The organism is Paraburkholderia sp. UCT70, assembly GCF_050434085.1.
Taxonomy (GTDB): Bacteria; Pseudomonadota; Gammaproteobacteria; order Burkholderiales; family Burkholderiaceae; genus Paraburkholderia; species Paraburkholderia tuberum.
The window spans coordinates 184501-210932 of the sequence record NZ_JBNPVZ010000001.1; the positions used below are offsets into that span (position 1 = coordinate 184501).

The 26432-nt window shown below is 61.1% G+C and carries 23 protein-coding genes and 1 other annotated feature; of the genes, 13 read left to right on the top strand and 10 right to left on the bottom strand.

Features of this window, described 5'->3' with window-relative positions; translation table 11 throughout:
- Positions 1 to 2 precede the first annotated feature (2 nt).
- From OKW41_RS00975 to maiA, 4 genes are all read left to right on the top strand, one after another.
- A complete protein-coding gene (locus OKW41_RS00975; protein ID WP_429571226.1) occupies positions 3 to 542 on the top strand; it encodes a poly-beta-hydroxybutyrate polymerase N-terminal domain-containing protein in 540 nt (179 codons plus the stop codon).
- Positions 543 to 553: 11 nt separating this feature from the next.
- A complete protein-coding gene (locus OKW41_RS00980; RefSeq protein ID WP_429571227.1) occupies positions 554 to 1252 on the top strand; it encodes an IS6 family transposase in 699 nt (232 codons plus the stop codon).
- A 12-nt stretch (positions 1253 to 1264) separates the two neighbouring features.
- Positions 1265 to 1999: a hypothetical protein gene (locus OKW41_RS00985; RefSeq protein ID WP_429571228.1), complete on the top strand. Its 735-nt coding sequence runs from the start codon at positions 1265 to 1267 to the stop codon at positions 1997 to 1999.
- A 136-nt stretch (positions 2000 to 2135) separates the two neighbouring features.
- The gene (maiA, locus tag OKW41_RS00990) at positions 2136 to 2783 is read left to right on the top strand and encodes a maleylacetoacetate isomerase (RefSeq protein ID WP_429571426.1); all 648 of its coding nucleotides are present in this window, start codon (positions 2136 to 2138) and stop codon (positions 2781 to 2783) included.
- Between the two features lie 611 nt (positions 2784 to 3394).
- Here the strand turns inward: maiA and OKW41_RS00995 are convergent.
- Both OKW41_RS00995 and ligD read right to left on the bottom strand, forming a co-directional pair.
- Positions 3395 to 3739: a hypothetical protein gene (locus OKW41_RS00995; RefSeq protein ID WP_429571434.1), complete on the bottom strand. Its 345-nt coding sequence runs from the start codon at positions 3737 to 3739 to the stop codon at positions 3395 to 3397.
- A 164-nt stretch (positions 3740 to 3903) separates the two neighbouring features.
- On the bottom strand, positions 3904 to 5409 hold the full coding sequence (gene ligD, locus OKW41_RS01000) for a DNA ligase D (RefSeq protein WP_429571229.1): 1506 nt from the start codon (positions 5407 to 5409) through the stop codon (positions 3904 to 3906).
- Between the two features lie 279 nt (positions 5410 to 5688).
- Between ligD and OKW41_RS01005 the strand changes: the two genes are divergently transcribed.
- Positions 5689 to 8178, top strand: coding sequence for a filamentous hemagglutinin N-terminal domain-containing protein (locus OKW41_RS01005; RefSeq protein WP_429571427.1), 2490 nt, complete (start codon positions 5689 to 5691; stop codon positions 8176 to 8178).
- 711 nt (positions 8179 to 8889) lie between these two features.
- Here the strand turns inward: OKW41_RS01005 and OKW41_RS01010 are convergent.
- The 3 genes from OKW41_RS01010 to OKW41_RS01020 all read right to left on the bottom strand — a co-directional run bounded on the left by OKW41_RS01010 (position 8890) and on the right by OKW41_RS01020 (position 12172).
- A complete protein-coding gene (locus OKW41_RS01010; RefSeq protein WP_429571230.1) occupies positions 8890 to 9912 on the bottom strand; it encodes a hypothetical protein in 1023 nt (340 codons plus the stop codon).
- 241 nt (positions 9913 to 10153) lie between these two features.
- Positions 10154 to 11385 (bottom strand): IS3 family transposase gene (locus tag OKW41_RS01015; protein WP_429571231.1). Its coding sequence is split into 2 segments (ribosomal slippage): positions 10154 to 11097 and positions 11097 to 11385, totalling 1233 coding nucleotides; the frame shifts between segments, so codons are not numbered across the junction.
- Positions 10991 to 11107, bottom strand: a sequence feature (AL1L pseudoknot). (Overlaps the previous gene by 117 nt.)
- A gap of 70 nt (positions 11386 to 11455) precedes the next feature.
- Entirely contained in the window at positions 11456 to 12172 is a 717-nt protein-coding gene (locus OKW41_RS01020) for an IS4 family transposase (RefSeq protein WP_429571232.1), read from the bottom strand.
- Here OKW41_RS01020 and OKW41_RS01025 point away from each other — a divergent pair.
- Positions 12146 to 13281, top strand: a protein-coding gene (locus OKW41_RS01025; protein ID WP_429450707.1) for an IS3 family transposase whose coding sequence is annotated in 2 segments (ribosomal slippage) — positions 12146 to 12410 and positions 12410 to 13281 — 1137 coding nt in all. Because the reading frame shifts where the segments join, the coding sequence is not laid out codon by codon here. The genes OKW41_RS01020 and OKW41_RS01025 overlap by 27 nt on opposite strands.
- On the opposite strand, the gene OKW41_RS01030 is transcribed toward OKW41_RS01025, so the two are convergent.
- Positions 13265 to 14122 carry an IS4 family transposase gene (locus tag OKW41_RS01030; RefSeq protein ID WP_429571233.1) on the bottom strand — a complete coding sequence of 286 codons (858 nt, stop codon included), beginning with the start codon at positions 14120 to 14122 and terminating at the stop codon, positions 13265 to 13267. The two genes, OKW41_RS01025 and OKW41_RS01030, sit on opposite strands and share 17 nt — an antisense overlap.
- A gap of 542 nt (positions 14123 to 14664) precedes the next feature.
- Here OKW41_RS01030 and OKW41_RS01035 point away from each other — a divergent pair.
- Positions 14665 to 15648, top strand: coding sequence for a hypothetical protein (locus OKW41_RS01035; protein WP_429571234.1), 984 nt, complete (start codon positions 14665 to 14667; stop codon positions 15646 to 15648).
- A 501-nt stretch (positions 15649 to 16149) separates the two neighbouring features.
- Here OKW41_RS01035 and OKW41_RS01040 read toward each other — a convergent pair.
- Positions 16150 to 16713, bottom strand: a complete 564-nt coding sequence (locus OKW41_RS01040; RefSeq protein ID WP_429571235.1) for a cysteine hydrolase family protein — start codon at positions 16711 to 16713, stop codon at positions 16150 to 16152.
- Positions 16714 to 17062: 349 nt separating this feature from the next.
- Between OKW41_RS01040 and OKW41_RS01045 the strand changes: the two genes are divergently transcribed.
- The gene (locus tag OKW41_RS01045; RefSeq protein ID WP_429571236.1) at positions 17063 to 17695 is read left to right on the top strand and encodes a class I SAM-dependent methyltransferase; all 633 of its coding nucleotides are present in this window, start codon (positions 17063 to 17065) and stop codon (positions 17693 to 17695) included.
- Between the two features lie 547 nt (positions 17696 to 18242).
- Here the strand turns inward: OKW41_RS01045 and OKW41_RS01050 are convergent.
- Together OKW41_RS01050 and OKW41_RS01055 are read right to left on the bottom strand one after the other, a co-directional pair.
- Entirely contained in the window at positions 18243 to 19016 is a 774-nt protein-coding gene (locus tag OKW41_RS01050) for an SDR family oxidoreductase (RefSeq protein WP_429571237.1), read from the bottom strand.
- A 35-nt stretch (positions 19017 to 19051) separates the two neighbouring features.
- Positions 19052 to 19465 carry an acyl-CoA thioesterase gene (locus OKW41_RS01055; protein WP_187630047.1) on the bottom strand — a complete coding sequence of 138 codons (414 nt, stop codon included), beginning with the start codon at positions 19463 to 19465 and terminating at the stop codon, positions 19052 to 19054.
- A 113-nt stretch (positions 19466 to 19578) separates the two neighbouring features.
- Here OKW41_RS01055 and OKW41_RS01060 point away from each other — a divergent pair, with 113 nt between their 5' ends.
- The 4 genes from OKW41_RS01060 (at position 19579) to OKW41_RS01075 (ending at position 23719) form a co-directional block, all read left to right on the top strand.
- Positions 19579 to 20283 carry a Crp/Fnr family transcriptional regulator gene (locus OKW41_RS01060; RefSeq protein ID WP_429354829.1) on the top strand — a complete coding sequence of 235 codons (705 nt, stop codon included), beginning with the start codon at positions 19579 to 19581 and terminating at the stop codon, positions 20281 to 20283.
- 143 nt (positions 20284 to 20426) lie between these two features.
- Positions 20427 to 21794, top strand: a complete 1368-nt coding sequence (locus tag OKW41_RS01065) for an MFS transporter (protein WP_429571238.1) — start codon at positions 20427 to 20429, stop codon at positions 21792 to 21794.
- A gap of 59 nt (positions 21795 to 21853) precedes the next feature.
- Positions 21854 to 22774 (top strand): 3-keto-5-aminohexanoate cleavage protein, encoded by a 921-nt coding sequence (locus OKW41_RS01070; RefSeq protein WP_187630050.1) that lies wholly within the window; start codon positions 21854 to 21856, stop codon positions 22772 to 22774.
- Positions 22775 to 22777: 3 nt separating this feature from the next.
- The gene (locus OKW41_RS01075; protein WP_187630051.1) at positions 22778 to 23719 is read left to right on the top strand and encodes a 3-hydroxyacyl-CoA dehydrogenase NAD-binding domain-containing protein; all 942 of its coding nucleotides are present in this window, start codon (positions 22778 to 22780) and stop codon (positions 23717 to 23719) included.
- A gap of 328 nt (positions 23720 to 24047) precedes the next feature.
- On the opposite strand, the gene OKW41_RS01080 is transcribed toward OKW41_RS01075, so the two are convergent.
- On the bottom strand, positions 24048 to 24686 hold the full coding sequence (locus tag OKW41_RS01080) for a putative quinol monooxygenase (RefSeq protein ID WP_429571239.1): 639 nt from the start codon (positions 24684 to 24686) through the stop codon (positions 24048 to 24050).
- 689 nt (positions 24687 to 25375) lie between these two features.
- Between OKW41_RS01080 and OKW41_RS01085 the strand changes: the two genes are divergently transcribed.
- Entirely contained in the window at positions 25376 to 26167 is a 792-nt protein-coding gene (locus OKW41_RS01085; RefSeq protein WP_429571240.1) for a hydroxyacylglutathione hydrolase, read from the top strand.
- Positions 26168 to 26432: the final 265 nt, after the last annotated feature.

Genomic DNA, 26432 nt, shown 5'->3' on the forward strand with positions numbered 1-26432 from the left:
CGATGACTGAAACCGTCACCCGACCCAAACACGCCGGATCGTCAGCATCTGCGGGCCCTGCGCCCGTAGGGGAGCGTCCTGTTGACGGCAGATGCACCGGGACGCCGCCCGATGTCGCTGCCGGGCTGCTTGATCGACAGACGCGTGCGCTATTCGGCCGGGCGGTCGGTTGGGTACCGGCACCCGCGCTGCAACTGGCGTGGCTGGACTGGTCGCTGCACCTGGCCCGTTCGCCGGGCAAACAGTACGCGCTTTGGCAGCAATGCGTGCAACAGTTCTTTGGGTTGATGCCTCGTCTGCAGCCAGATTCTGCTCGCCCCACGGCGGACCCCAACCTGGTGGGCGATCCGCGTTTCGCCGATCCGGACTGGGGACGCTGGCCATTCAGTCTGCTGCGCGATGCGTTCTTCCAGACGGAGTCGTTCTGGCAGAGTGCCACCACGGGTCTGGACGGTGTCACGCCGCACCATCAGCACATGGTCAGTTTTGCAGGTTCCGTCGCAATAGCGGCGGCTGGTATGCTGGGGGACCTTACAGAATGATGTGAACGACAATGAAAGCGCTCAGTCCGGCGGTAGCCAAGGTGCTGAAGCGGTTGCACTATCCGCTTGAGATCATGTTGGTGTGCGTGCGTTGGTATGTGGCCTACCCGCTGAGCTTGCGCAATCTCGAAGAGATGATGGCCGAACGCGGGATCGCGGTCGATCATTCGACCGTTCACCGGTGGGCCATCAAGCTTCTGCCCGTGCTTGAAAAGGCGTTCCGCCGCTGCAAGCGCCCGGTCGGCAAGAGCTGGCGTGTCGACGAGACCTACATCAAAGTCAAGGGGCAATGGACCTATCTGTACCGCGCCGTCGACAAGGCCGGCAACACGGTTGACTTCCTGCTGCGAGCCAGGCGGGACAAGGAAGCGGCCCGACGGTACTTCGAGAAGGCCATCGATCAGAATGGCGTGCCCGAAACCGTAACCATCGACAAGAGTGGTGCCAATCTGGCCGGGCTGCACGCCGTGAACGCCGAGCGTGAGACGCCTATCAAGATCCGCCAGGTCAAGTATCTCAACAACATCGTGGAACAAGACCATCGGGCGATAAAGCGCCGTACCCGACCCATGTTGGGATTCAAGATATTTCGTTGTGCGCGGATCTTGTTAAGCGGCATTGAACTTATGCATATGGTCGCCAAAGGGCAGATGAAAGACTGCGGCATCGGACAGACTCCCGCGGAGCAGTTCTACTCGTTAGCCGTATAAGTAGTCCTAATCATGCGGGCCATTGTTCAACGCACTTTTTCTTATTGCGACAGAACCGTCCTTTGTTATCCGGCGATCTACCGTGGCCTGACGCATTTTGCCAATCCGGCGCTGGAACGCGCCGTCGAGACAGCGCCCGTCGTGGTCGTGGCCGATCCGCATGAATGCTCGGCGCAATTCAATGCGCTCGGAACGTCGAAGTTCCATACGTCCTGTGATCTCGCGAAGAGTGCGCTTGTCCGCGCCGGCATCAGCTACACGAATGAGATAGCGAGTGCGGGCGCCGGTGCAATCATCAGGGTGGGCGATAAGGTCGTCGCTTCTTACGACGGCAGCGGGCCGGACGCCCCTGTCAAGGCTAAAGCTTTCGCAGCTTCCCTGCGCGGCGCGCTGGACTCCGCCGGATACCCGCAGAAGGCCCCGCCGCACGGTGTGAACCGGCCAATGGTCTTCCTGCTGCTGGTCGCCCTTGCCACTCTTGCAGCCATGACCTACGCACCTTTAGCAGCGGCCATGACTGACCTGTTCCCAGCCAGAATCCGCTTCACTGCGCTTTCCGTGAGCTACCACATTGGCTTCGGCTGGTCGGGAGGATTCCTTCCGGCGGCCGCATTCGCCATCGTGGCTGCCAACGGTAACATGTACGCGGGACTGGCCTATCCGCGACTCTTCGCACTGGTCGCCGCTGTCCTGGTCATCTTGTATGGTTTGACGTCTCGCTGGGCCCGACAAAACCCTGATGCTTGATACCAATCGAGCGGTCAGCAATTAGTCGTCGTAGCGCAGTCCGCGCTGCTCCGTAAGACCGCCGACGTTTGGGCACCAACTGCGAGGCCGCGTGGACGATATCGATCGAATGGCCCCTGTACGGATAGAGGATCGCGTGAAGCTTTACAGTTACTTCCGAAGCTCAGCTTCATACCGCGTGCGGATTGCCCTGAATCTGAAACGCCTTCCGTACGAATGCGTGCCGGTGCATCTGGTACGCAATGGTGGAGAACAGTTTTCAAGCGCGTACAGCAATATAAACCCCGAGCGACTCGTGCCAACGCTTCTTGACGGCTCGCAACCGCCGATGACGCAGTCGCTTGCAATAATTGAGTACCTTGACGAAATCCAGCCGGATCCGCCCCTCCTGCCGCGAGACTCTGCGGGGCGTGCCTATGTACGCTCACTGTCGCTGCAAATCGCATGCGAGATCCATCCCCTGAATAACCTGCGCGTGCTGAAGTATTTAACGGCGAATCTGGGCCTGACCGAGGAAGCGAAGCTCGCCTGGTACAGGCATTGGGTCGAGGTTGGGTTCGAGTCGCTCGAGACGCGGCTCGTTTCCGACAAGCGGACCGGCAGGTTCTGCGTCGGCGACGCACCGACAATGGCTGACCTCTGCCTTGTGCCACAAGTTTTCAATGCGCAGCGCTTCTCCGTCGACGTCGGCCGCTTTCCGATACTCACACGCATCAATGAGAACGCAATTGCGCTCGCCGCTTTTGCGCAGGCGGCGCCGGACCGGCAACCTGACTCGGCATGAGCGCGTAGGCCGCGAGGAAGGACGGATGTGCGTCCCCGCGGTCGGTTTGCTTTGATTGGATGAGGTCTTGTCGTCAAGAAAGTCCAGCCTGCGCTAACGCAAGGGCCAAGGGACAGGGAACCCCTGGGCGCTGGATACGAGGGGCGACGACGACGTTGGCCCAGGTGCAGGCATGGAGCGTTGGTACCGACGCAACGGTAGCAAAAAGGCGGATCAGCCGAGGTTGTCGTTTAGCGGCGAACGGCGGCTGCGGAGCGCGAAGCCGACGTCGGGATGACCGATCTGCGGGGGCGGCGAATGGCGCCAGTTGGCCGAGGGTGTGTCAAAACATGCGGCTTCGACGTTGAGCGCGAAAGTCGACCCACCAGAATGCTCTGTATCGGCTTCGCGGCACTTGGGGAGGGGTAAAGCGACACCCGAAAACCAGGCAATTTCGAGTTTTGACACACCCTCGGCCGACTGCTGCCTCATCAGCCTGCGTGACGTCCAGTTGAAGCGTACCTCAACCGGACGTCAGTGCGCGCGTTAAACGCGTCAGAGTAGAGCCGTTTTCGCAATTGGTTGACGCCTCTGCATCAACGTCTCAGGCCCCAAACTGACAGTTTCCGGCGTTAGTCGGGCGTGGCGCCGCCGGCAATCCGCGGCGCGTGCTTCGGGTTGCGGCAGTCGATGGATACCATTGGCGCCTTTGTCGGGACGCAACTCGCGATCGGGCTGATGCTGTAGTTCAGCGATCGCATTCGGGGGTCGACGAACCGGATCAAGCCCAGTGCAGCGTCGCTTCCGTTTCCCCCGGCACCTGCGCGCACTCTGTTCGTCGGCGCGGCAGTGGCTTGGGCGCGCGTGCGCGTATTTGTGGGCGTGAATTTTCCGCTCGACATCGTGAGAGCCATTGTCGTCGCGTGCCTGGCGTAGGCGCTGATCACGCCGCTCTGGCGAATCGGCGGCACGCCCATGACACTCTCAGCGATCGGGCTGTATCGCAAGCTGCTCGCGCGGCCCATCGGATTGGCTGGCTACGCCGCTGTTCGGCTCGTGCGCGGCCCCGCAAGCCGTCGACAAGCGTAGTGCTGATCGGAATCGGCAGCACCATCCTTGCCGGACATCTGAAGCTCGTCGCCTAGTGACCGCCGATCCGACGGCGCGCTCTCACCTGTCGGATACCGAGCGCGGACAGGCGGAGAGTCTCGGCAACGCGATTGCCGACGAATAGCAGGTGCTCCCTCCCCGGCACCCCTCCCTTTCTGCCAGAGACAGATAAACGCAGACAGACAAAAAACCAAAAGCACCTAACAATAACGGACATCTGTGCCAACCCCACGAGCGCCTCTTCGCTGCCGGCGACCAGTAACGGAGGGTGCCGCGGGTGTAGTTCGGCAGGTAGTTCGACTACGCCGGGAATCCGCGCTTTCTCGCTGTGCTTCTGAAAGAAGAGCTCGCCCTTGATCCCGTCTGGCGCACGCACGAGCGCGAGCGGCCGGTTATGCAGATGAGGCAACGCCCATTCTCCGATCGCGGCGTAATACTCCACCAGTTCCTTCTTGGTGTGGCCAGTGACTTCGTCCAGACCCCGCTGCGGATTGGTAATCCGGATGTTGCCGATCTTCACCGCGCCCTTGGCGCCCGCCACTTCCCGGGTAGAGCCGGCGTCGGCTTCCACTGGCTCGTCGTACTCCACGGCAACCATAGGTTCTTCCGTAACCGATGACGCCGCCTTGTCGTCACGGACCGCATGAAAGACGGGGTGACGCACTTCGCCGCCTGGCGTCCATTCGAGAAACGAGCACTCAGCGACGATCGACGGGCTAAGCCATAGATGATCCCGTTCTTTTTCTGGCTGCGGTGGATCGTAAAAAGCTGTCTGTGCGCAGCGCAGGGATTCTGCTCGCGAAAGAAACGCGGACGCAGCGCGGGAGGAAAAGTAAGGTCTTACTCTGCCCGCGTAGCGCAACGAGCCGTCCTTTTCATGCACGCCCAGTAGCAGCGAATGCACGCCCGCCCGCGCCCCTTTCGTACGGGTGAAGCCCCCGACCACGAACTCCTGTTTGGCGTGGCACTTTAGTTTGATCCAGTCCGTCGAGCGGCCTGAACGATAAGGCGCGTCCGCGCGCTTGCCGATGATGCCTTCGAGCTTCATCTTGCATGCGGAGGCGACAAGAGACACTGGGTCCTGCGGAACGTCTTCCGAAAAGCGGATCGCGTCGGACGTCGCTCCTTCCAACAGTTCACGCAGAAGCGCCCTGCGCGATCGCAACGGCTGCTCGCGAAGGTCCGTCCCGTTCAGCCAGAGGATGTCGAACACGAACATGACGATTTCAGCGGTGCTGCGACGGTCAAACGCGTTTTGCAACGCGTTGAAGTCGGGGCGCCCGCTGGAATCAAGCACGACCGCTTCGCCGTCGAACCACGCATCGTCGCCTTGCAGTTCGTTGCACGCCTCGGCCAGCCGCGGCATGCGCGATGTCCAGTCGTGGCCATTACGCGTAAAGATCTGCGTTGCCCCGCGCGCAATGCGGGTCATCACCCGGTAGCCGTCGAATTTGAAAAGGCACCTTTCGCGGTGTTGCCTTTCAATCTCGACCACGCCGCGCGTCCCTGACAGCGAGCTGCCGGATTCGGCCAGCAAGCGTCATTCGCCTCATCCGTCAGACGAAAGTTCAGACGTCGGCTCCGCACTGCAAACGGTCACTGGCCTTCGGTTGGTTGGGGGAATTAGTAAGCGTGTGACAACTCCTGCCGCACGACGAACGGGCACAAAAGTTCCACAGGAAGGCGCAAAACGCTGAGATATTGACATGCCCCCGCGATGCTAGCGGCTATTCTTCAGACGCAGCGACTCACGCGTTCTCGGCCGGCTCTGCGGGTCGTCGGCAGCCATTCCGCACACACGCGGAAAGGGGGCTGTATGTCACATCCAGGACTACTTCGGCCCGCGCGACGCGCACTGCGTCGGCAGCAGTCGCGCGGATACATCTGGCTCGCCGTCGGCGTTTCGCTGACTGGACTGTCCCTGACACCCCCGGTGTTCGCGGCGGGTGTCCTTCCACAAGGCGGCACATACGTCGCCGGCGCGGGCACGATAGCCAGCCAGGGGAATGGTCTCTTGATCACGCAACCGGGTTCGACGCGCGGCGTGATTGACTGGAACAGTTTCTCGATCGGCAGGCACAACAGCGTGACGTTCGACAACGGTTCGGGCGCGACCCTGAACCGGGTGACGGGTGGCACACCTTCGGCCATTCTCGGCAGCCTCAGTGCAACGGGCAGCCTCTATGTGATTAATCCGCAGGGCATCGTCGTGGGGTCTTCGGGCGTAATCACAACGGGCGGACGTTTCGTCGCGTCGACGCTGGACATCTGCAACGACGCGTTCATGCGGGGCAGCGGCTCGGTCACGCTGTCGGGCGACTCAAACGCAGCCGTGATCAATCTCGGCAAGATCAGTTCGAGCGGCGGCGATGTGTTCCTGATTGCGCGAGACGCAGTCATCAACGCGGGAACCGTGGCAGCGCCCGACGGTACGGCGGAACTGGCCGCCGGTGGCGACGTGCTGTTGCAGGACTCGGCGAGCAGCCGGCAGGTGTTCGTGCAGACGGGCAGTCAGGGCACGGTCGTCAACAAGGGGCGGATAACGGCCGCGCAGGTCAGCCTGCAGGCCGCCGACGGCAATGTGTATGCGCTCGCAGGCAGCGGCACGCGCATTCGCGCAACCGGCACGGCCAGCCGCGACGGGCACGTCTGGCTCGTTGCCGACAGCGGCAGTGTCGATCAACTCGGCAAGATCGCCGCGAGCAACGCGGACGGCAGCGGCGGAACGGTCGATACGCAGGCGGCACAACTGACGTTCGGCAAGCACACAGTGGTCGATGCAGGTCAGTGGAATCTCTCGACGCCTGCTTTCACTATCGATGACGTCGCCGCGCATGCGTTGCAGCGCAGCCTGAACGCGGGCACCTCGATCGATGTCACCACCATAGGCGCCAACGGCGCAACGGGCGACCTGGGCGTTGCGTCCAGCCTGAACTGGAGCGGTCCGGCTTCGCTCACGCTCGCCGCGTACCACGACGTCTCGGTAGCGATGGGTACGACCATCGCGAACTCCGGTGCGGGCAATCTGACCTTGCGCGCGGACGCAGCCGGCATCGACAACGGCGGCAGCGTCATCAACAACGGCACCATCGACTGGTCGGGCAGCACAGGCATCGTGAGTGCATTGCATGACATAACCGGTGAATACTTACCCGGAAACATTCTCTCAAACAGCACATGGTCTGCCGCTCCAGACAGTGGTCTGGTGACGCAAGTTACCGCCTATGCGCTAGTGAATACCGTCTCCGATCTGGGCGCAGTTGGACTCAACCCCTCGGGCAACTACGCGCTCGGCAGGGACATCGACGCCACACCCCCGCCCGGTGCATTCAGTCCGACCGTGGCTTCGTTCTCGGGCCAGTTTGATGGCATGGGACACACGATTTCGAATCTTTGGTTATCCGAATCGCTTTTCGGTGACATCGGGTATTCGGGCGTAGTTCGGAACCTCAACGTTCAGGGCAGTGCCAACTTCCTCAATTCTGCCCAGGTGGGGGCCCAGGTGGGGGGGCTTCTTGCGGGCACGAATTCGGGTACGATTGCATCCGTACACGCAAGCGTGCCCTCTATCTCTATCGGGGGACCTGGTGGGCTCTTTGGTGGGCTCGTTGGGTTGAATCAAGGCATGATCACGCGCTCGTCAAGCAATGGGGACGTCATGGGAGGTACTGGGGTGGCTGGTGGACTTGTTGGGGACAATCGCGGCACGATCACGCGTTCATCCAGCAATGCGGACGTGTCATCCGAATTTATCGCTGGAGGCCTGGTCGGAACAAACGAAGCCTTTATCCAACAATCGTTCGCATCGGGCAATGTCACGGCGACCCAATTGGGAATGGGCGGCGGTCTGGTCGGCTTCAATTATAGCTTTATCACACAGTCTTATGCGACCGGAACGGTTCACTCCCCGCGGCAATGTGACACAGCCCTCACTGGGTGTGGGGGTGGGTTAGTTGCCAAAAACGCAGGCGCGATCAGTCAATCGTTCGCAACCGGCAAAATCGATCAGCCATCCGGACCTTCGGGGGGGCCGGGCGGCATCGCGGGTCTCAACGATTTTTTCCCGTTTCCTGTGCCGGCGACTATCACCGACGATGTCTATTGGGATACGCAAACGACAGGCGTGACAGTCGGCGTCGGCACCACGCTTCGGGGCGGGAACCTGGGTAACGCTCAAGGCTTGACTACTATGCAGATGAGCACGCCGTCAAGCTTCGGTCCGACATACGACTTCGGCCCAGGCGGCGTTTGGGCGATGCCCGCGGGAGCGACGCATCCGATATTGCAGTGGCAACTAGCGCAATGAGACCGGCTGCTATCCACAGACGTCAGCGACCAGTTATCCGTTGCATTGAGGCGACAATGGTTCAACCACCAGCCGCCACAATGACTATTGAGTGGTGACGGACCGAAGACGAGTTCATAGTTGAAGGCGCGGTATGGCCGCTTTACTCTGATACCTGCCGTTGGCACCGCGACGACCCGACTGTCGGCAATGGGTCGCTTTATTCCGGTCGCATATCGGCATCGAGCGGCGGTAGATCGAGGTCCGCATCGGGCTGGGTTCGGCCATCTACGGCCATTGGCCCGCGGTTTCACAAGGACATTCGCATGTCGGCTCCGCCTCCGACACCGGACGTTCGTGCGTGGATCATGTCCGGTGGCGTCGTCGGCCATTATAGGTAGTCCGTCCCGCCTTTCATCGATAGATAGATACTGTCAGACTGGGAGCGTTCTGCCAGTCTGACAGTGGCGGGACATGCACCCGTTTCGCGCTGCCAAACACGTTCCACTTTTCCGGTTCAGGAAGAACCGTTCGGCAAACGCGTAGACGCTCCTATGTCAAGCGACTCCGATCGATGTCGCTCGCCGCTCGGGAACCTGGATGGTGCGCGACGGTTTAGGTCGTCGGTTCGACGAACGGGCACCGCGATGCTCGAGCGTTTGCCGCTTCGAGGGACGGATCTGCCTTGTTTGAGGACGCCGTCCGGCATCGCCGCGCCCTGAGCCCCGGAGATCAGTAGGCGTTGAAAGCCACCGTGCGCCAGCCGATGGTCTGCACGCGTTGCGACAGGATGGGCGAGCTCACGTACTTGGCGTCGAAGAAGAAGTCGCCAAGGATGTCTTGCAGCGATTTCGTGATAGCCGCATTGATGCCGAGCCATTCGGTCTGGATGACGAGCCAATATCCCTCGAGTTCGGACGACGGGGCGTTCTTCTTCAATCGCTTGCGCGCCTCGTCGGGCACGCTGTCGTAGGCGACGTTCGCCCTTTTGCTAGCGAGCTCGCTCTTGCCGGCTGGCGTGAGCTTGCGGTTGGAGTGCTCGCGATAGGCCTGATCGCGGTAGATGGGCTTGTTGTTCCGCGTGGGGTCCTCGCCGATCTTCTCGAGTTCAGCGCGCAGCGAGGCCTTGGACTCGACGAGCCCGTTGAGCTTCTGCAAGCAGTTACGGATCTTCTCGGGCTGCCACGTGAGGCCAACGTCGTCGAAGAAGATGAGCATTCGCGCCACCTGGTGGCATATCGATACAAAGGCTGCGCAGGTGATGCCGCGGTTCTCGCTGAGCGGCGCGTTGTCGATCGCGCGCAGCGTCCATTTGAGCAGCCGCACGAGCGCCGGGAACTCGAACGGGATTTGGCCGAAGTCGGTCGTGCGCACCATGCCCGTGAAACGGCTCGCGTGGGGGCTCTCGACGAGGAGCTGCAAGCGCTGGAAGTCCGCCGACGAAGGGTAGTTGCCGTAGGGCGTGCGCTTGACGGTTTGCGCGAACATCTGCGCGATTTCGGCCGTGCGGGAGCGCAGCACGTTATCCGTCGGATGGGCGTGCAGGTATCCGCCGGCGCCCTTGTCATCCGCGTAGGTCGCGACGTCCGCGATCTCCAGCTGCTGCGCGCCCGCGTGAACGTAGCTCCGGCCGAGGCCGTGGCGCGGCTCGAGGAACACGGTGACGTGGATCGGCTGCCGGGTGGTGGGCGGGTAGCGCGTAAACACCAGGTCGCCCGTCACAAAAGTGTTGATGCTGTCCGTCAGCTTGCTCATGCTGCCCCCGCACTGCCTGAATAATGTGGTGGTCAGATAAATGTGAAAAAACGATAGGTTGTTGAGTTGTAGTGGTCAAGTCATTTCGAACGCGACGATAGATTTTTTGCTGCCATCTTCGGCTCGACATTCGCCGACCAGATTTGCGCTAAATTACCGCTCAGGCCGCCGAGTCACTTGGCTGCCGACCCAACTGCCCTACGACCGTGAACCGCCCCGGGAATCGTGGAGGCTGGTTGGTTTAAGTTAATGCGGGTTCGGCGACCGATGTTTCAAGTTGCCGATAGTAGTTTGCCTCAGCTTCAGCCGGCGGGATGTAGCCGATGGGTTCCATCAATCGATGATGATTGAACCAGGCCACCCATTCCAGCGTTGCCAACTCGACGGACTCGCGTGTTTTCCAGGTGCGGCGATGAATCAGTTCGGCCTTGTACAAACCGTTGATTGTCTCGGCCAGTGCGTTGTCGTAACTGTCGCCACGGCTACCAACCGAGGGCTCGATGCCCGCTTCGGCCAGTCGCTCGCTATAGCGAATGCTGACGTATTGCGAGCCTCTGTCGGAGTGATGTATCAACGTTCCATCTCCGCCTGGGCGCCGCGCATAAAGTGCCTGTTCAAGTGCATCCAGAACGAAGTCTGTAGTCATCGACGAACTGACGCGCCAGCCGACAATCCGTCGGGCGAACACGTCGATCACGAAGGCCACGTAGAGCCAGCCCTGCCACGTCGAGACATAGGTGAAATCAGAAACCCAGAGCTCGTTTGGCCGGTCCGCCCTGAACTGCCGGTTGACCCGATCCAGCGGGCGAGCGGCCGCCGCATCGGCAATGGTCGTGCGAACACGTTTGCCTCGCGTTACGCCACGCAAACCCAGTTGCTTCATCAGCCGTTCGACCGTACAGCGAGCCACCGCAATGCGCTCCCGGTTCATCTGCTTCCAGACTTTATCCGCTCCGTAGACACGCATGTTGGCTTGCCAGACACGCTGGATCTCAGGCCGCAGGCGTTCATCGCGTATCGCACGTGCACAGCGGCGCGACGGATCGCGAAGCTGCGCAGCATGGCGCCGGTAGCCCGACGGGGCAATCCGCAAGACCTTGCAGATCGGCTCGACCCCGAAGGTGTCTCGATGCTGATCGATGAAGGCCTTCAGGACTTCAGGCGGCGGTCGAGCTCCGCCTGGGCGAAAAACGCACTCGCCAGTTTCAGAATCTCGTTGGCGCGGCGCAGTTCCTTGACTTCGCGCTCCAGTGCCTTAAGACGTTCGCGTTCCGACGTGCTCACGCCCTCGCGCTCGCCGCTATCGACTTCATCTCGTTTGACCCACCCCAGCAATGTCTGGCTCGTGCAGCCGATCTTGGGGGCGATGGATTCGATCGCCGCCCACTGTGACGGATACTCGCCCCGATGCTCTTGCACCATGCGCACTGCACGTTCCCGGACTTCAGCAGAAAATTTGTTCGACTTGTTCATGGCTCCATTCTCTCAAGAGTTGGAGCCTCCACCAAATCCCTCAGGATTACCCACAAGTAATGTGATGGTGCTATTCGTTTTGCCTGAATATTCGGTACATCATCGTGATTTCGTGCAGGACAAGAAATCCACGCCAGATGACGGTAGGACCAGGTGGACGATCATGCTTTCGAGCGAGATATCCGCCGAGTCTGGCGATCCACAAGATGACCTGCGCGAGTGACGGCGGTTTATCAGGTATTTCGGTACTGCCATGCGTACGACAGTAGAGGGCTCGCCACTCGATTGGCTGCAGCAATACTTCGCATGGCAGGTTGCCATCAAGCCTGGCAAGCAACATGGAGTACAGGATCCTCCAGCTTACGACGGCGAACAATGCGGTGGCGCGGACGAATCGATCGAGATTGCCAAATTGGCGGGCTTCAATGCGACAGCCACTTTTAAGCACACGATGCCACGATTCAATCGTCCATCGGCGCGCATACCATGCAAGACGCTCGAGGGCCTCTGCGTGTGTTTGCGTAGGCACCGAAGTCAGTAGAAGCCATTCCAATGGCTCTGCTCCTTCGTCTAAGTTCGTTTCCTGTGCATGAATTGCAAACACTTCAATTTGGGGAAGCTTCTCGCGACGACGATTTTGCGGCGGACGAAGGCGTACGGGCATGCAGCGCACAGAGGTGGGCGCGCAAATTCGGACAGTCGGATAAGTGGAACGCTCGGGGCCTGAGCCGGCGATAATGCCGACAAAGGAACCAGGAAGATGACGAAGAGAACCCGACGGACGCACTCAGCCGCGTTCAAAGCGAAAGTGGCGATGGCGGCGGTCAAGGGCGAGCGGACGCTAGCCGAATTAGCGCAGCAGTTCGATGTGCACCCGAACCAGATCACCGAATGGAAGCGGCAGTTGCAGGAACGTGCCGCCGACGTGTTTGGCGCAGGCGGCACGGCGTCGAGCGAGCCGCAAGTCGATTTGAAGGAGCTACATGCGAAGATCGGCCAGCTCACGCTGGAGAACGATTTTTTAAGCGGCGCGCTCAACAAGGCGGGATTGCTGAGCGCAAAGCGATGATCGATCGTACACACGCATTGCCGGTCTCGCAGCAGGCGCGACTCGTTGGTATCGCAAGATCGAGCGTGTATTACCGGGCGCAACCGGTGAGCAACGCAGACCAGTTGCTGATGCGCCGGATCGATGAACTGCACATGGAGTTTCCGTTTGCCGGAGCGCGGATGCTGGCGCGACTGCTGCGTCGCGAGGGACACGAGATTGGCCGTCGGCACGTGCGCACGCTGATGAAGCGCATGGGTATCGAGGCGCTGTATTGCAAGCCGAATACGAGCCGACGCAATGCGCAGCACAAGATCTGGCCGTATCTGCTACGGGGCATGACGATCAGTCGGGCAAACCAGGTCTGGGCACTGGATACCAGTTATATCCCGATGGCGCGCGGCTTCGTGTATCTGACCGCCGTGGTGGACTGGGCCAGCCGGAAGGTACTGGCCCACCGCGTAGCGATCACGATGGAGGCGATGCACGCTGTCGAGGCGTTGGAAGAAGCGTTCGCGAAGTACGGGCAACCTGAGATCGTCAATACCGACCAGGGCAGCCAGTTCACCGCGATAGCGTTCACCGAGGCCGTGCTCAGCCGGGGCATCCGCTTGTCGATGGACGGCAAAGGTGCCTGGCGAGACAACGTGTTCGTCGAGCGCGTGTGGCGAAGCGTGAAATATGAAGAGGTGTATCTGAAAGCCTATGAATCGGTAGGCCACGCCCGGCGCTCAATCGGCGATTACATCAATCTGTACAACCAGAGACGGCCTCATTCGAGTCTGGAAGACCGCACGCCGGATGAGGCATACTTCGCAACACTGCCTGCGATCAAATTGGCAGCATGACTGCCCCGGACGTTCCACTTAAAAATATCGAGAACCTGTCCGAACAAGCGAGGCCACCTCTCACAACCAGCCGTGCGGTGCGTGCCTGGCGGTTTTCGCGTGCAGGCACCTGCAGTTGCGCCTCTCCAAGCACTGGCGAGGCCAGCACGGTTTCCCACAAATATCGATCGGGGTGAGCAACGCGTCGGTTCCACGACGCGCGCACCAACCAGTCGACACCGGCAGGCCGCTGCGCCAGGAACACGTCATAGACATCGCCTTCACGGTCGCTCACGCCGATGACATGCGTGCACGGACAGTGCGTCTTGAGTACGCCCAGTTGCTCGATGCCTTCGAGCCATTTCGCGCTCTCTTTCTGTTGTACGGTTCGTTGCCCACGCAGATGTTTCTTGCCCAACTCCTCGTGCCTGCGTATCCAGGTCTTCATCCCGATCACCCCGAGTGGCAGCCCCTCTGGCGTGAGCGCAAGCAGACTGTGTATCAGGAAACCACGCACATGTGGATCGGAGCCATATCCCAGACCTTCGGTTGCCCGCAGATGAGACAAATTGAACTCGGTGGTGTCCTGAACAGCAAGGACGACTGGCACCTGTTGCATACGACACAGCGTTTGACCGATGTGCCCACCCAGCACGCCATCGACATCCACGTGCGGGTTGTCGAAAAAACGATATGCCGCCTTCAGCTCCGAACCATTGAACGACTGCGGAAAAGAGCAATGTGGGCCCAACGAAAGCTTGCGTGCCAGCGTCACGAGCCGTCTGGTCAGGCGAGCGTCGCCGAGCTCGGCGGCGCCAAACTCTTCATTTGCCCAATCATCAAGGTCAGATGTGTCCGACAATGCCCGACATCACAGATCACGAACCGGATCAAAGTTAACATCGGTCGTCACCGTTTACAAGCCATCGCCCTTCAATCGCACAGTCGCGAGCGACTTATGGGTAATCCTGAGACCAAATCCGGGGCGGTTCACCGTCGCTCGTTCGAAGCGGCCGTTAAAGTCGTGTGGGGTCGAGCGGCAGAGACGGGTCGCTTTATGCCGGTCGCATATCGGCATCGAGCGGCGGTAGATCGAGGTCCGCATCGGGCTGGGTTCGGCCAGATGCTGCCGGTCGCCCGACCACAAGCCTGTCGTTGGAGTTGCTGGGCTTACTCTGGAACCTGCCGGATGCCAGTGGAGCGATCGCGCAATGCATGGCGGCCCTAGCACGTAGATTGGCCGCCGCAATGCTTCAGGGTTAACTACCTTTGTGCGAGTCGGCCTGCTCCCTAGCCGAAGGAACGCTCCACGTACCAGCGCAGTTGTCTCAGCCCTGCGGATCATTGGGAGTGTGATACGTGACGGCAGAAAGGCGTATGGTCGCGCATTCTGTGAGCATCCCCATGGCTACTGTATACGAGCCCTTCAAACTGTCCGATTTCGAGGTGCAGCGCGCGCAGATCAAGCCGCTCATCAACTCGCTTCGGTTCGCCAATACGCTCATTGATATGGTCTTCTATGACGTCACTGCTTTTCATCGCGCGATGAAACTCGACGGTTTGGACGTGACCATCCACGGCCCCTGTGACTTCTGCGCGCAGTTTGCTCGAGCGCTTCAAGAGGTCGACCTGAGCGCGTTAGCAAACCCAGAGGGTGCCATTGTTATCGTTGACGCCAGCACGACTCCTCACATCCAGTGCTTCTTCGATGTCTCCGAGTTCCTCCGCGCCAAAGACGGCGTGAGCCGTATTGACTCAATCTCGGTAAGTGGCGTGGGAAGCTCCGCCCTCGGATCTGCGGCCTTGGCGTGGAATGTTTCCCGCGCAATGGGAAAGCCCGTGGCAGGCGTTGTTCCCGGCTACGGATTAGCTGACGTCGTCCAGCAGGCACTGGGTGGTTTCCTGGGGTTCGGAATTTTTACGTACTGGATGAAGCAGCCTCTTCAGAACACACTGGCGGTGTTGTTGCCGGGAGCCGCATCTGTAGGAAGGAGTCTGGTCGCGACCGTGCCGGGAGCGAAAACGGCCCCAACCGAGGCTCCAGTGTTCCAGCATGGCAGCGGCTCTTCTGACGTACTTCATTCCGTTCTGAAACACACCGACCACATCAGGACGCTGGTTGGACACAGTAAAGGGGCGCTCGTCATCGAGAACGCTATCGCGGACCTGGAGGAGGAAAAGCTGAGCCGTCTCAGGGTTCTGACCTTTGCATGCAGCATCGCTGAGCAGCCAGCTGTCGGCGAATATGAGCAATTCCTTGGCACCATCGACGCGCTGGGGCTGCTGGGCTCCGTCGGCAACCGCCCGGAGCACGCGGTCCCGACGTGGCATAGTACGAATACCGAAATGCCCTTCACGATGCACGTCGCAACGCTGGCGCAGCCTTAAGGACTCCCTTTTTGCTGCCGTCCGTTGTCGCACACTCTGTGGGCGGCCTAGGAATTCCGCGGTTTGAAAAGCCCGCGTGGGAGTCAGGTAGCGAGCGCAGTAGCGGCAAGCCGTGTCGAGCCCTAGAGCGCTCGCCGCGGCCTCACCCTGATGGTTGGCTGTCAGCATGAGCTCCATGCGATCTTCTAAGGATTCTCCACAGACACCATGGGCCAGGCCCGGTGTGCGGGCTCACAGCGGTTGGCGGTAAGCTAGCATCCGGTGCAGCGAGCGGCTGTTGTACCCCTGTGAGCAGCCGTAGACCTAGCGCCTAGCTAGTCGACAGAACCGGGTGGCCCTATGCCCTTGCGCTAGAGGCCGCGCCCGCGGCGATCGCGGCGCTCGGTCATGGGGCGCTAGCCGGCCAGGAGCGGGCAGTCATGCCAACGAAGACGATGCCCGATTCGAACGGGTTATCGGCCACTCAGCCGCCGCGCGAATCGGTCTACCAACGGTCGCCTTTCAGGAACCACAGCATGAGAAATCGACGTCACGACTCTCGACGACTCCGCCCACGCGGCCTGGCGCGCGTTGATTGCTCCAGTACAGATTAGTGTGTTTGATCACACCATCTGGCGGCGGCGCACCCCATCGCGTCATGTCTTCCGTCGTATGCGCGTCGCTGACCAAAGTTGCGTCATAGCCGCGCACAAGTGCGCCGTGCAACGTCGAGCGGATGCACATATCCGTTTGGGCACCGGTCACAATGAGTTTGCCGACACCCAGCGTCGACAGCAACTGTTCTAGTTCAGTACCTTCAAATGCGTCGCGATAGCTTTTTTCGATAATCGCTTCACCGGACGCTGGAGAGAGTTCTGCAACGATCTGCCACGCTGCGCTGCTCGCTGCCAGCTCTTCGTCGCTGTGGCGGACCCAGACAACCGGCACGTGCGCACGACGCGCGCGCTCGATGAGCATATTGACGGCACTGAGCACTTCGTTGCGTCGATACGCGTTCTCGACAACTCCGTTCTGAAGATCGATAACGATCAGCGCGGTGTTTGGGCGATTGGCAAGCGTAGTCATAGGGAGATGCCTTTCGTGGAAAAGCACATCTTGCCAGATTTAATTTCGATAACGCGAGTGGCTGCTGCTCGCAGGTTCAACGGACATTCGCATATGAAAGGCCAATGCCCGTAACGGGTCGCGTGCTGCCGCTCGTGGCACGCACGGGTGGATCGCACGACGATCGGCAAGGTACGGCCATCTCCAGCCGTTCGCCTGATACCGTGCGCTTTCCTCGGAAACCCGAGAGGAATCAGTTGCGCACACGGAATCGCGTTGTTCATCCTGTTCGGCACGCAACCGACCACGACTGATGACACCGGAAGTACGACGCAGTCGTGCGGGAAATGCCCCGAGATATACTTCCCGCATGGAACTCGACCCCCGCGACCTCGATAAAATCAGTGCCGTCACGTTGCAGCACTACGACGCGCACGCGGAAGATTTCCGCAACGGCACGTACGACCACGACGTCACGCAGAACATCGCGGCGCTGCTGCACCATATCGAAGTCGAGCCGCCTCTTACGATCCTGGATTTCGGCTGCGGGCCGGGGCGAGATCTCAAGGCCTTCACTACACTCGGCCATTGCGCGGTCGGCCTCGATGGCGCCGAGCGCTTCGTTGCGATGGCGCGTGACGCGACTGGCTGCGACGTCTGGCAGCAGGATTTCCTGCATCTCGATTTGCCGGCCGCGCACTTTGACGGCATTTTCGCCAACGCCGCGCTGTTCCATGTCCCGAGTCAGGCGTTGCCGCGCGTGTTGCGGCAATTGCACGCGACGCTGAAGCCCGGCGGCGTGCTGTTCAGCTCCAACCCGCGCGGCACGAATCAGGAAGGCTGGAGCCACGGCCGCTACGGCGTCTTCCATGATCTCGAAGCATGGCGCCGATATATGGCGGACACAGGCTTCGTCGAAATTGAGCACTATTACCGGCCCGCCGGCTTGCCGCGTGAGCGGCAGCCGTGGCTAGCCAGCGTGTGGCGCAAGCCGGTTGCCTGAAACGCCAGGGGGCTGTTCCACAGTATGCCCGCGTTGGGCTTGGCAGATGCTTGCGCTCAAGCCGCTTTGATGCAGCGCAAAGCAGCCGATTTGCAACAGTGTCCATCGCGCAGAGAAACGGCCAGTCGTGGATCTCAGACAATCGGCAGAAGCGGGGACGCCTGTCGTCGGCCGCGACACGCAGAGGGCGGCCAGGAGCCGACATTCGCGTGCGCCGTCGCTCGGACGTTCAGGCGTCGGTTCTATCCAGGAAACGGCCGTTCAATTCGCGACATCGAACGTTGCTTCATCGGCCAATGCCAAGTCGCCGATCGGAAGGTGTGAGGCTGCTATTGATTGCTGTGTCGATGTTTGCTAACTGGCATCATCAGACAACAAGCGGCCGTCTGAGGGTTCTCATTTTCAACGGGATCATGATGCTGAAGTTGAAGTCCATGAGCTAGCGTCACCCGAGCAGAACGCCAACGAGAGCAGCTAAACCACAAGCGGACGCGTCGGGCGTGACTGGCCTGGTGACTATCAGGTATTCACGGACGTTTACTTGACCTCAAGATGCGCTTTGCGAATCTCCATCAATTGGGATCATTTGGCCGGAAATGGAACGTCCGGCATCGGATGCCAGGAAGACAGCGAGCGCCCCGATCTCCGCCGGATCCACGAAATGTTTGACGGACTGATTGGCGAGGGCGGCCGCCTCTTCCTGCGCGACGGAGCGGCCGCTGGCTGATGCTCGGCCCGCCAGCACTTGCTGAATACGTGGCCCTTCAACGGCGCCTGGCAAGATCGCGTTGACGCGTATGTCAAACTCTCCCAACTCACGCGACAAGGTCTTGGTGAATCCAATGAGGCCCCACTTGGTCGTTGCGTAGGGGCTGCGGTTTGGGTAGCCGAAGCGGCCAGCCAGCGACGACATGATCAGAATGACGCCCGCGCGCGATTGCTTCAAGTGAGCGATGGCTTGTTGCGTGACCGTGAACGTACCGGTGAGATTCAAACGCAGTACTGCTTCCCAGGCATCCGGATCCATGTCCGCAACACTCGCTGTCGGTCCCGCAATGCCTGCGTTGTTGATCAGGACATCCAAACCGCCCAAGGCGGACGCGGCCTCCGCGACCATGCGCGAAGCCGCCGCGCGATCTGCGATGTCGCACACCGAAGCCGTCACGCGCGGCAATTGCGCCTGGATCTGTTCAAGCGCGGCTTCGTCGATGTCGCAGACGTGAACGGTAGCGCCTGCCGCTACGAAGGCTTCCGTGATCGCGCGCCCGATACCCCCGGCGCCAGCGGTCACCAGCACGCGCCGGCCTTTCGATGTGGTCATGCAACCCTCCTTTCTGACTTGATCATGCTCGCCGCTCAGGCGCACGCGGCACGTATGAATTCAGGGACACCGACGGCCTTCAGACGTCCGTCGTCCTGCTTGACACACAAAGCACGCGTCGCGTTACCCTCACAGATCAGGGTATCGTCGCGCATGATGCGATGGCTTTGGATAAACACTTTGCCTCGCCATTCCTCAGTGCGGGTATGCAACTCGAGACTTTCACCGTAAGTCGCCGAGGTGTGAAAACGAGTGTGGATCTCTAACAGCGGCGCGCCGATGCAGTTGGGCAGCGCTTGCATTTCCCGCCACGGCGGCAGGCCGCACTGTATAAAATAATCGTGCGATGCGGCGTCCATCCAGCGCGAAAAGTTCGGAAAAAAAACGATTCCGGCCGGGTCGCAATCGCCGAATTGCACGTCGATACGATAGACAGTTTCTTTACTCACGGGTATATGCTCCTGCTTTCAGTTCAACCATTGTGCGTGCATTGCCCGCGCGACACTGTCAGCGCGGCGACATTTCGCATCGGCTGCCGTGCGCGCCGCCCGGAGGGACGGCAATGACGAGGCAAAAGCGGATCGCCACGGTGTCGCTGACGCTCGACGAACTGCTCGCCCAATCGCCGTGGTTCGCGAGGCTCGACGAACCCACGAAGTCCCGCGTGCGCGCCGATGCGTCGGAGCGCGCCGTCGCAACCGGTCAGGCGCTAGGGCATCACGGCGAACGACAACACGCCTGGTTCGGCATGCTCGAAGGCCTCATCAAGTGGTCGATCACTGCGCGCGACGGCCAAACGGTGACCTTGGGCGGACAGTCGGTCGGCAGTTGGTTCGGCGAAGGCACGCTGATTCGCAACGCGCCGCGCGAATCGGATCTGATCGCGTTGCGCGACAGCCGAGTCGCGCAGATTCCGCGCGCAACCTTCAATTGGCTTCGCGAGCACCAACCCTCGTTCAACGAATTTTTGCTGCTCCAGGTCAACGAGCGTCTGCACTGGTTCATGGGCGCCGTCGCCGCGCACGGACTGCTCGACACCGACAGTCTCGTCGCCAGAGCGCTGGTGGGTATGGTGCTACCGCTGTCCAATCCGAGCGGCGCGGGACATCTGCCGCTGTCCCAGGAAGAGCTCGCCAACCTCGCCGCTGTGTCGCGTCAGACGTGCAACAAGGCAATGACTCGCTTCAAGAACGCGGGGCTCGTGCGCACCGAGTACGGCGGCATCGTCGTGCTGGATTTGCCCCGGCTCCACGCGTTGGCCAGATAGCGGCGTCTGCCTTTCTTCGTCGTTGCGGCATCCGCATCCCCGGATGGCCAGGTGTTTACGCTGACCCCAACTGTCGCGCCATCGACAGTCGCGGGAAGGGTCGCCCGAAATAATGCGTGTCATACAAGACCCGGAGACACGCAATGAATCGCGCCCATTCCCTGCCCACCGCAATCGCGCTCGTCGAGAGTCCGTCGGATCAGATAGCGGAAGACGCCGTCTTTCGAAAGATCAGTTGGCGCGTGATGCCTCTCATTCTGATCGCCTACGTCTGCGCGTTCCTCGACCGCATCAACATTGGCTACGCGCAGTTGCAGATGAAGCAGGACCTCGCGTTCTCCGACGCGGTATATGGACTCGGCGCGGGCATTTTCTTCGTGACCTATCTGCTGTTCGAGGTGCCCAGCAATCTGCTGCTCGAGAAGATCGGGGCGCGACTCACCTTCGTGAGGATCATGGTGCTGTGGGGCCTCACGTCCGCGGCGACCGCGTTCGTCACCGAGCCGTGGGAGTTCTATGGAATCAGGCTGCTGCTCGGCTTGTTCGAAGCGGGCTTCTTCCCCGGAATCATTCTGTATCTGACCTACTGGTATCCGAGCCAGCGCCGCGGCCGCGTGACGGGTCTGTTCCTGTTCGGCATGCCGATCACGGGCGTCCTGGGCGGCCCGCTGTCGGGAACGATCATGAGCCGCATGGAGGGCCTTGGCGGCATGCATGGCTGGCAATGGCTGTTCCTCGTCGAAGGCCTGCCGACGGTCCTGCTGGGGATTCTGCTGTATTGCATGCTGCCGGACCGGCCAGGCCGCGCCCCGTGGCTGAACGACGCGGAGAAGGTGCTGGTACGGTCGGTCCTCGATGCCGACCACGGCGGCGAGACCAGGGCTCCGCATCATGGCCGGCTCGCGGCGGCGCTGGCTGACCCGAAGACCTACGTGCTCGCATTCGTCTATTTCTGCTGCGCTTGCGCCGTCTACACGCTTACGTTCTGGTTGCCGACCATGATCAAAGGGCTCGGCATCGCCCCGATCGCCACGATCGGCTGGTACACGGCAGTGCCCTACATCTTCGGCGCGCTGGGTGTTCTCGTCATCAGCCGCAGCTCGGATCGTTTTAAGGAGCGTCGCTGGCACGTCGGGGGAACCCTGGTCTTCGGCGCGGTGGTCCTGGCCTGCACCTCCTTCCTCGGCACCGCCGTCGTACCGGTGATGGTCCTGCTGTGCGTGGCCTCGTTCTTCATCTTTGGTGGCGGCTCGCTGTTCTGGTCGATTCCCCCGACCTACCTTGGGCGCGATGCGGCCGCAGCCGGCATCGCCGTAATCAGCTCACTGGGCATCCTTGGCGGCTTCGTCAGCCCGACGCTGATCGGTTGGATAAAGGGCGCGACCGGCAGCATCCAGATGGGTCTGCTGGCCTTGACCGCGGTTGTCATCGGCGGCGGTCTGACGATCCTGCTGGGGCTGCCAAAGCGCGCAGTCCGCGTGGGCCCCGGCGATGGCGCGAACGTGCACTGATCGACTCGTCCCAGCCAATCCCGTTCTTTAGATCAATTTCAACTCTGGAGTAGACCACCATGAGCAAGCCCAAAGTCATCGTGACCGTTGCCCCGACCGGCGGCATGGCCAACAAGCAAATGAACCCGAACCTGCCGACCCAGCCGCGCGAGATCGCTGAGGACACCTACCGCTGCTACAACGCGGGCGCCAGTGTCGTCGCAGTCCATGCGCGACGTCCCGATGACGAGGCCACCTGCGATCCGGCAATCTATAGCCACATCAACCGGCTGATTCGCGACAAATGCGACATCATCCTGAACAACTCCACCGGCGGCGGCATCAACGGCGACATGGTTCGCGAACTCGACAACGGCCTGTGGGAGATCCAGTGGGAAGAACGCCTGAAGGGTATGCAGGGTGACGGCGTCGAGATGTGCACGCTCGATGCGCAGACCGTGATCGCAAGCTTCAGCGGCAAGGAGATCCTGGTGGCGACGCCGCCCTCGCGAATCCGGCAGATTGCCGCGATGATGAAAGAACGAGGCATCAAGCCCGAATGGGAGGTGTTCGGCCTTGCCGACATCGTCCAGGATGTTCAGCGCGCCATCAACGAGGGACTCGACGACGCACCGCACTTCATCAATATCGTGATCGGCGCCAATGCGTTCCAGGGCGCGTTGCCGTACACGCCCCGGCTGTTGCAAACGATGGTCGACCACCTGCCCCGTAACACCGTCTTCAACGTCAGCGCCATCGGCGCGGCGCAGTTGCCCGCCGCGATGAACTCGCTATTGCTGGGCGGGCACGTGCGCGTCGGGCTCGAAGACAACCTGTACTACAGGCACGGTGAGTTGGCCACCAATGTGCAACTGGTCGAACGGCTCGTTCGCCTGGTGCGCGAGATGGGTTACGAGCCTGCCACGCCGGCTGAGGCACGCGAGATCATTGGACTGCGGCCGTTGCGCGAAACGCTCAGCGCTGCCTGCCTGGAGGGTTAGGCAATGGCAACGCGAGACGTCAACGTCGCCATAGTCGGCACCGGTGTTATCGGCGCAGCTTGGGCGACCCACTTCCTGGCTCATGGTTTCACTGTCACGGCGACGGATCCCGGTCAAGGAGCCGAGTCGCGCCTGCGCGACTGGATCGACGATAGTTGGCCTGTGGTCGAGAGGCTCGGACTGGCAAACGGCGTCTCGCGGGACAAGCTGACGTTCACGACTGACATGGGCGCGGCTGTGCGCAATGCCGATTTCATTCAGGAAAGCGGCCCGGAGCGGCTGGATGTCAAGCACGCGTTGATCGCGAGTATCGAATCGGCGGCAAGGTCGGATGCGATCATTGCGTCGTCTTCGTCGGGGCTGGCAATCAGCGAGATTCAGACGGGCGCGAAGCACCCGGAACGAATCGTCCTGGGGCATCCATTCAACCCGGTCCACATCATGCCGTTGGTCGAGGTCGGTGGCGGCCGGCTTACCTCGCCCGAGAACATCGCGAAGGCCATGGCGTTCTATTCCTCAACGGGCAAGAAGGTCATCAGGATCAGCAAAGAAGTCAAAGGTCATATCGCCAACCGTCTGCAGGTGGCGATATGGCAGGAGGCCATCAGCCTGGTACAGCGCGGGGTCGTCTCTGTGGAGGACGTCGACGCGGCGATCTCCTACGGCCCAGGCCTGCGCTGGGCACTGCTCGGTCCGTTTCTCAACCTTCACGCTTCCGGGGGATCCGGTGGCATCACCCATGTCCTCCAGCACCTGGGTGCGGCCCAGCGCGAGTGGGCCAGAGACCTGGGCAAGTATCCCGAGACAGACGACTACATCGAGTCGATTGCAAGCGGCGTCAATACGGAACTGCAGTCGTACGACTTTCCTGAGATGCTTCGCCAGCGCGATCAATTGCTGATTCAACTACTGGAGGCGAAGCGAAATCTTTCTCAGATCCCCTAGCCGGACGGTACCTGAAGATGAGCGGGATTTGGATGCAGATCTCTGTGACATACATTGATCTGCCATTATTGCGGCAGAAAAGATCCTGCTCGTCCCGCGGTATGGCAGTTCCACACTGATACCTGCCGTTGGAACCGCGACCACCCGACCGTCGGAAATGGGTCGAACACGGACGGTCTTGCCTGAAAACTCTCGGGGCCGGGAACCGCCGTGCAACGCGATATTCACTGTAAGACTTTTTGCGCTGTCCCTGACGATACGACCGGAGGCAGATTCCGACCTTTGGGGAAGGTTCCCTATCAGGCCTCGTTCGCCGTCTGCTGGACCGTCACCGTGCCCCCGCAGACTGGTCGGCCCATTTTGCGTCGACAACGTCGAGCATTCCGATATCCGGCACGCTGCCCAGCAATGACAGCGAATGCTTGGCGAGTTCCCGCGGAACATGACCCGTCAAGTGCGCAAACCGACCGCCGTTGTCGGGGAAGACGTCAAAGATGCCGAAGTGACTGTCGTCAAGGCGGATGGCAAACCAGGCAATGGTCTTGGGTTCCTGCTCCACGAGTGCTTGCGCGTCGCGAAGGAACTGCGCGACCTGCGACTCATGGCCCGCCTTTGCCTTGAACGTGAGGAGCAGCGCCTTCGTGACCGGCTCGCCCGATGATGTTGCAGGCAACTTGTCGGCCAGGACGTCGAGCTCCTGAATCAGCGGCGCCCCGGCAAACACGCTGCCGCCGGCATCCAGCAGCGCTTGTGTAACTGGCCCCGCCAGATGCGCCTCGCGGCCGGCATCGTCTGGGAACACGTCGAAGATGCCGTACTCCGATCGCCCGAATCTGATCGCGAACCACGCGGTCGTTGCGGCTTCCGCCCGACCCATCGCGAGAGCCGAGCGCAGGACGTCTTCCGCCCTGGCGTCGTCGTAGCCGGCCTTGACTTCCAACCTGACGAGCAGACCTTTAGTGCCCATGAGACACCTCCATCCGTGATCGACCGACCGTGAGCGCGTTGAGCGTGCAGTCCTTCGACGCTAACAAGCCAGCAGCGCCGCGCAGCGCTCCAGAGGACAGCTTCGGTCCTGCGATCGTCGCCGGCGGCATCGGGCGAGACATCTCGCCCGGGGATCCTGCGCGCCTGCAATGCACCTCAACTGACACGATAGTGGATTTCGCCTCGCCGTTCCAGGCGGGATCGCTGGAACCGGCTTGCCCTTACGTCTCTGGCAGCTGCCCCTAGACGAGCTCGCTGGCGACACGTCGGCAAGTCAGGAGCGGGAGCCTGCCGACGCCCCGAGCGACGTGGATCCGAGTGGGATGAGCAGTTAAGGTACTCATGCTGCGCCGCGAAGAGCGTAAGAGCGCCGCACGCCGGGTGAGCCGCGCAAGCTCGAACTCCCTCTAGCCTGGCGCCTCCGGTCACGGACACATCTGCAGTATGAGCCGTCTCGGGCCCGGTGACCCGCGGAAATGTCGTCTGACGAGGCTCCGGCTGTCTTGGCTAGAGCAATCCCAACAGGCGTTGGACGACCGCTGCTACCATATTCGAAAGATCGAAGCCTACGGGTTGCCCCGGCGGCGATCCGGTTCCATGGGCTTCAGGTCGGTAACATGGCTTGCGCCCTATGCCTGTTCGTCGGCAGCAAGCCCTCGGGAGCACACGATGATCGTCGAGCGTATCTGGACTGGCAATGCCTACCGCAACTTCAACTACCTGATTGCATGTCCGGAAACCGGCGAAGCACTTGCCATCGATCCGCTGGACCATGAAAAGTGCCTCGCCGCCGCGAAGGCCAAGGGGTGGCAGATCACGCAGATCCTCAACACCCACGAGCATCGGGACCACACCGGCGGCAACGAAGCGATGGTCGCGGCCACGGGCGCCAGACTGCTTGCTCATTTCAGGGCCGGCGCTCGCATTACGGGGGTGGACCGCGGCGTCAAGGCCGGAGACATCATCAGGGTCGGGAAGCGGGTCGAACTTGAATGCATGGACACGCCGGGCCACACCATGTGTCACGTCTGCCTGCGATCACATACCGACCAGCCGGCGCTGTTTTCCGGCGACACCCTTTTCAATGCGGGCGCCGGCAATTGCCACAACGGCGGCGATCCGGGCGAGCTGTATGCCACGTTTGTGGGCCAGCTCGCCAAACTGCCGGACGACACAAAGATCTACCCCGGGCATGACTACATCGAGAACAATCTGAGGTTCACGTTGTCGCTCGAGCCGGAAAACGCCGCTGCCCGGGCCCTGCTTCCCCGCGTGGCCGGTCATGACCCGAAGACCTCGATCGTCACCACGCTCAAGGACGAAGAGCAATTCAACACCTTCTTCCGGCTCACAAGCGCAAGCGTGATCGCCAGGTTGCGGGAAAGCTTCCCGGATCTCCCGGAAAAACCCGATCCCAGGACGGTGTTTCTCAAGCTTCGCGAGTTGCGCAACAGATGGTGATGCATCAGGGCGCGAAGCGCTGCCGCTCACCGCATCGGGCCATTTCTGTGTAGACCGCACCATCGAAGGTAGAGGGGGCTGAACCTCCGCGTTCAACCTCGCCAAAGCAGTCCCTCGCGGAAGCCGGCCCCGGCCAACGAGACGCTCCAACGAGCGTTTGCTTTCAACTGGAGCGAAGGACGCCTCTGTTGGATCGAAGGCGGGTATCGGGCGAAAGGCTACCTGCGGCCATGAAGCGTCATTCGCCCGCATCGTTGCGCGGACG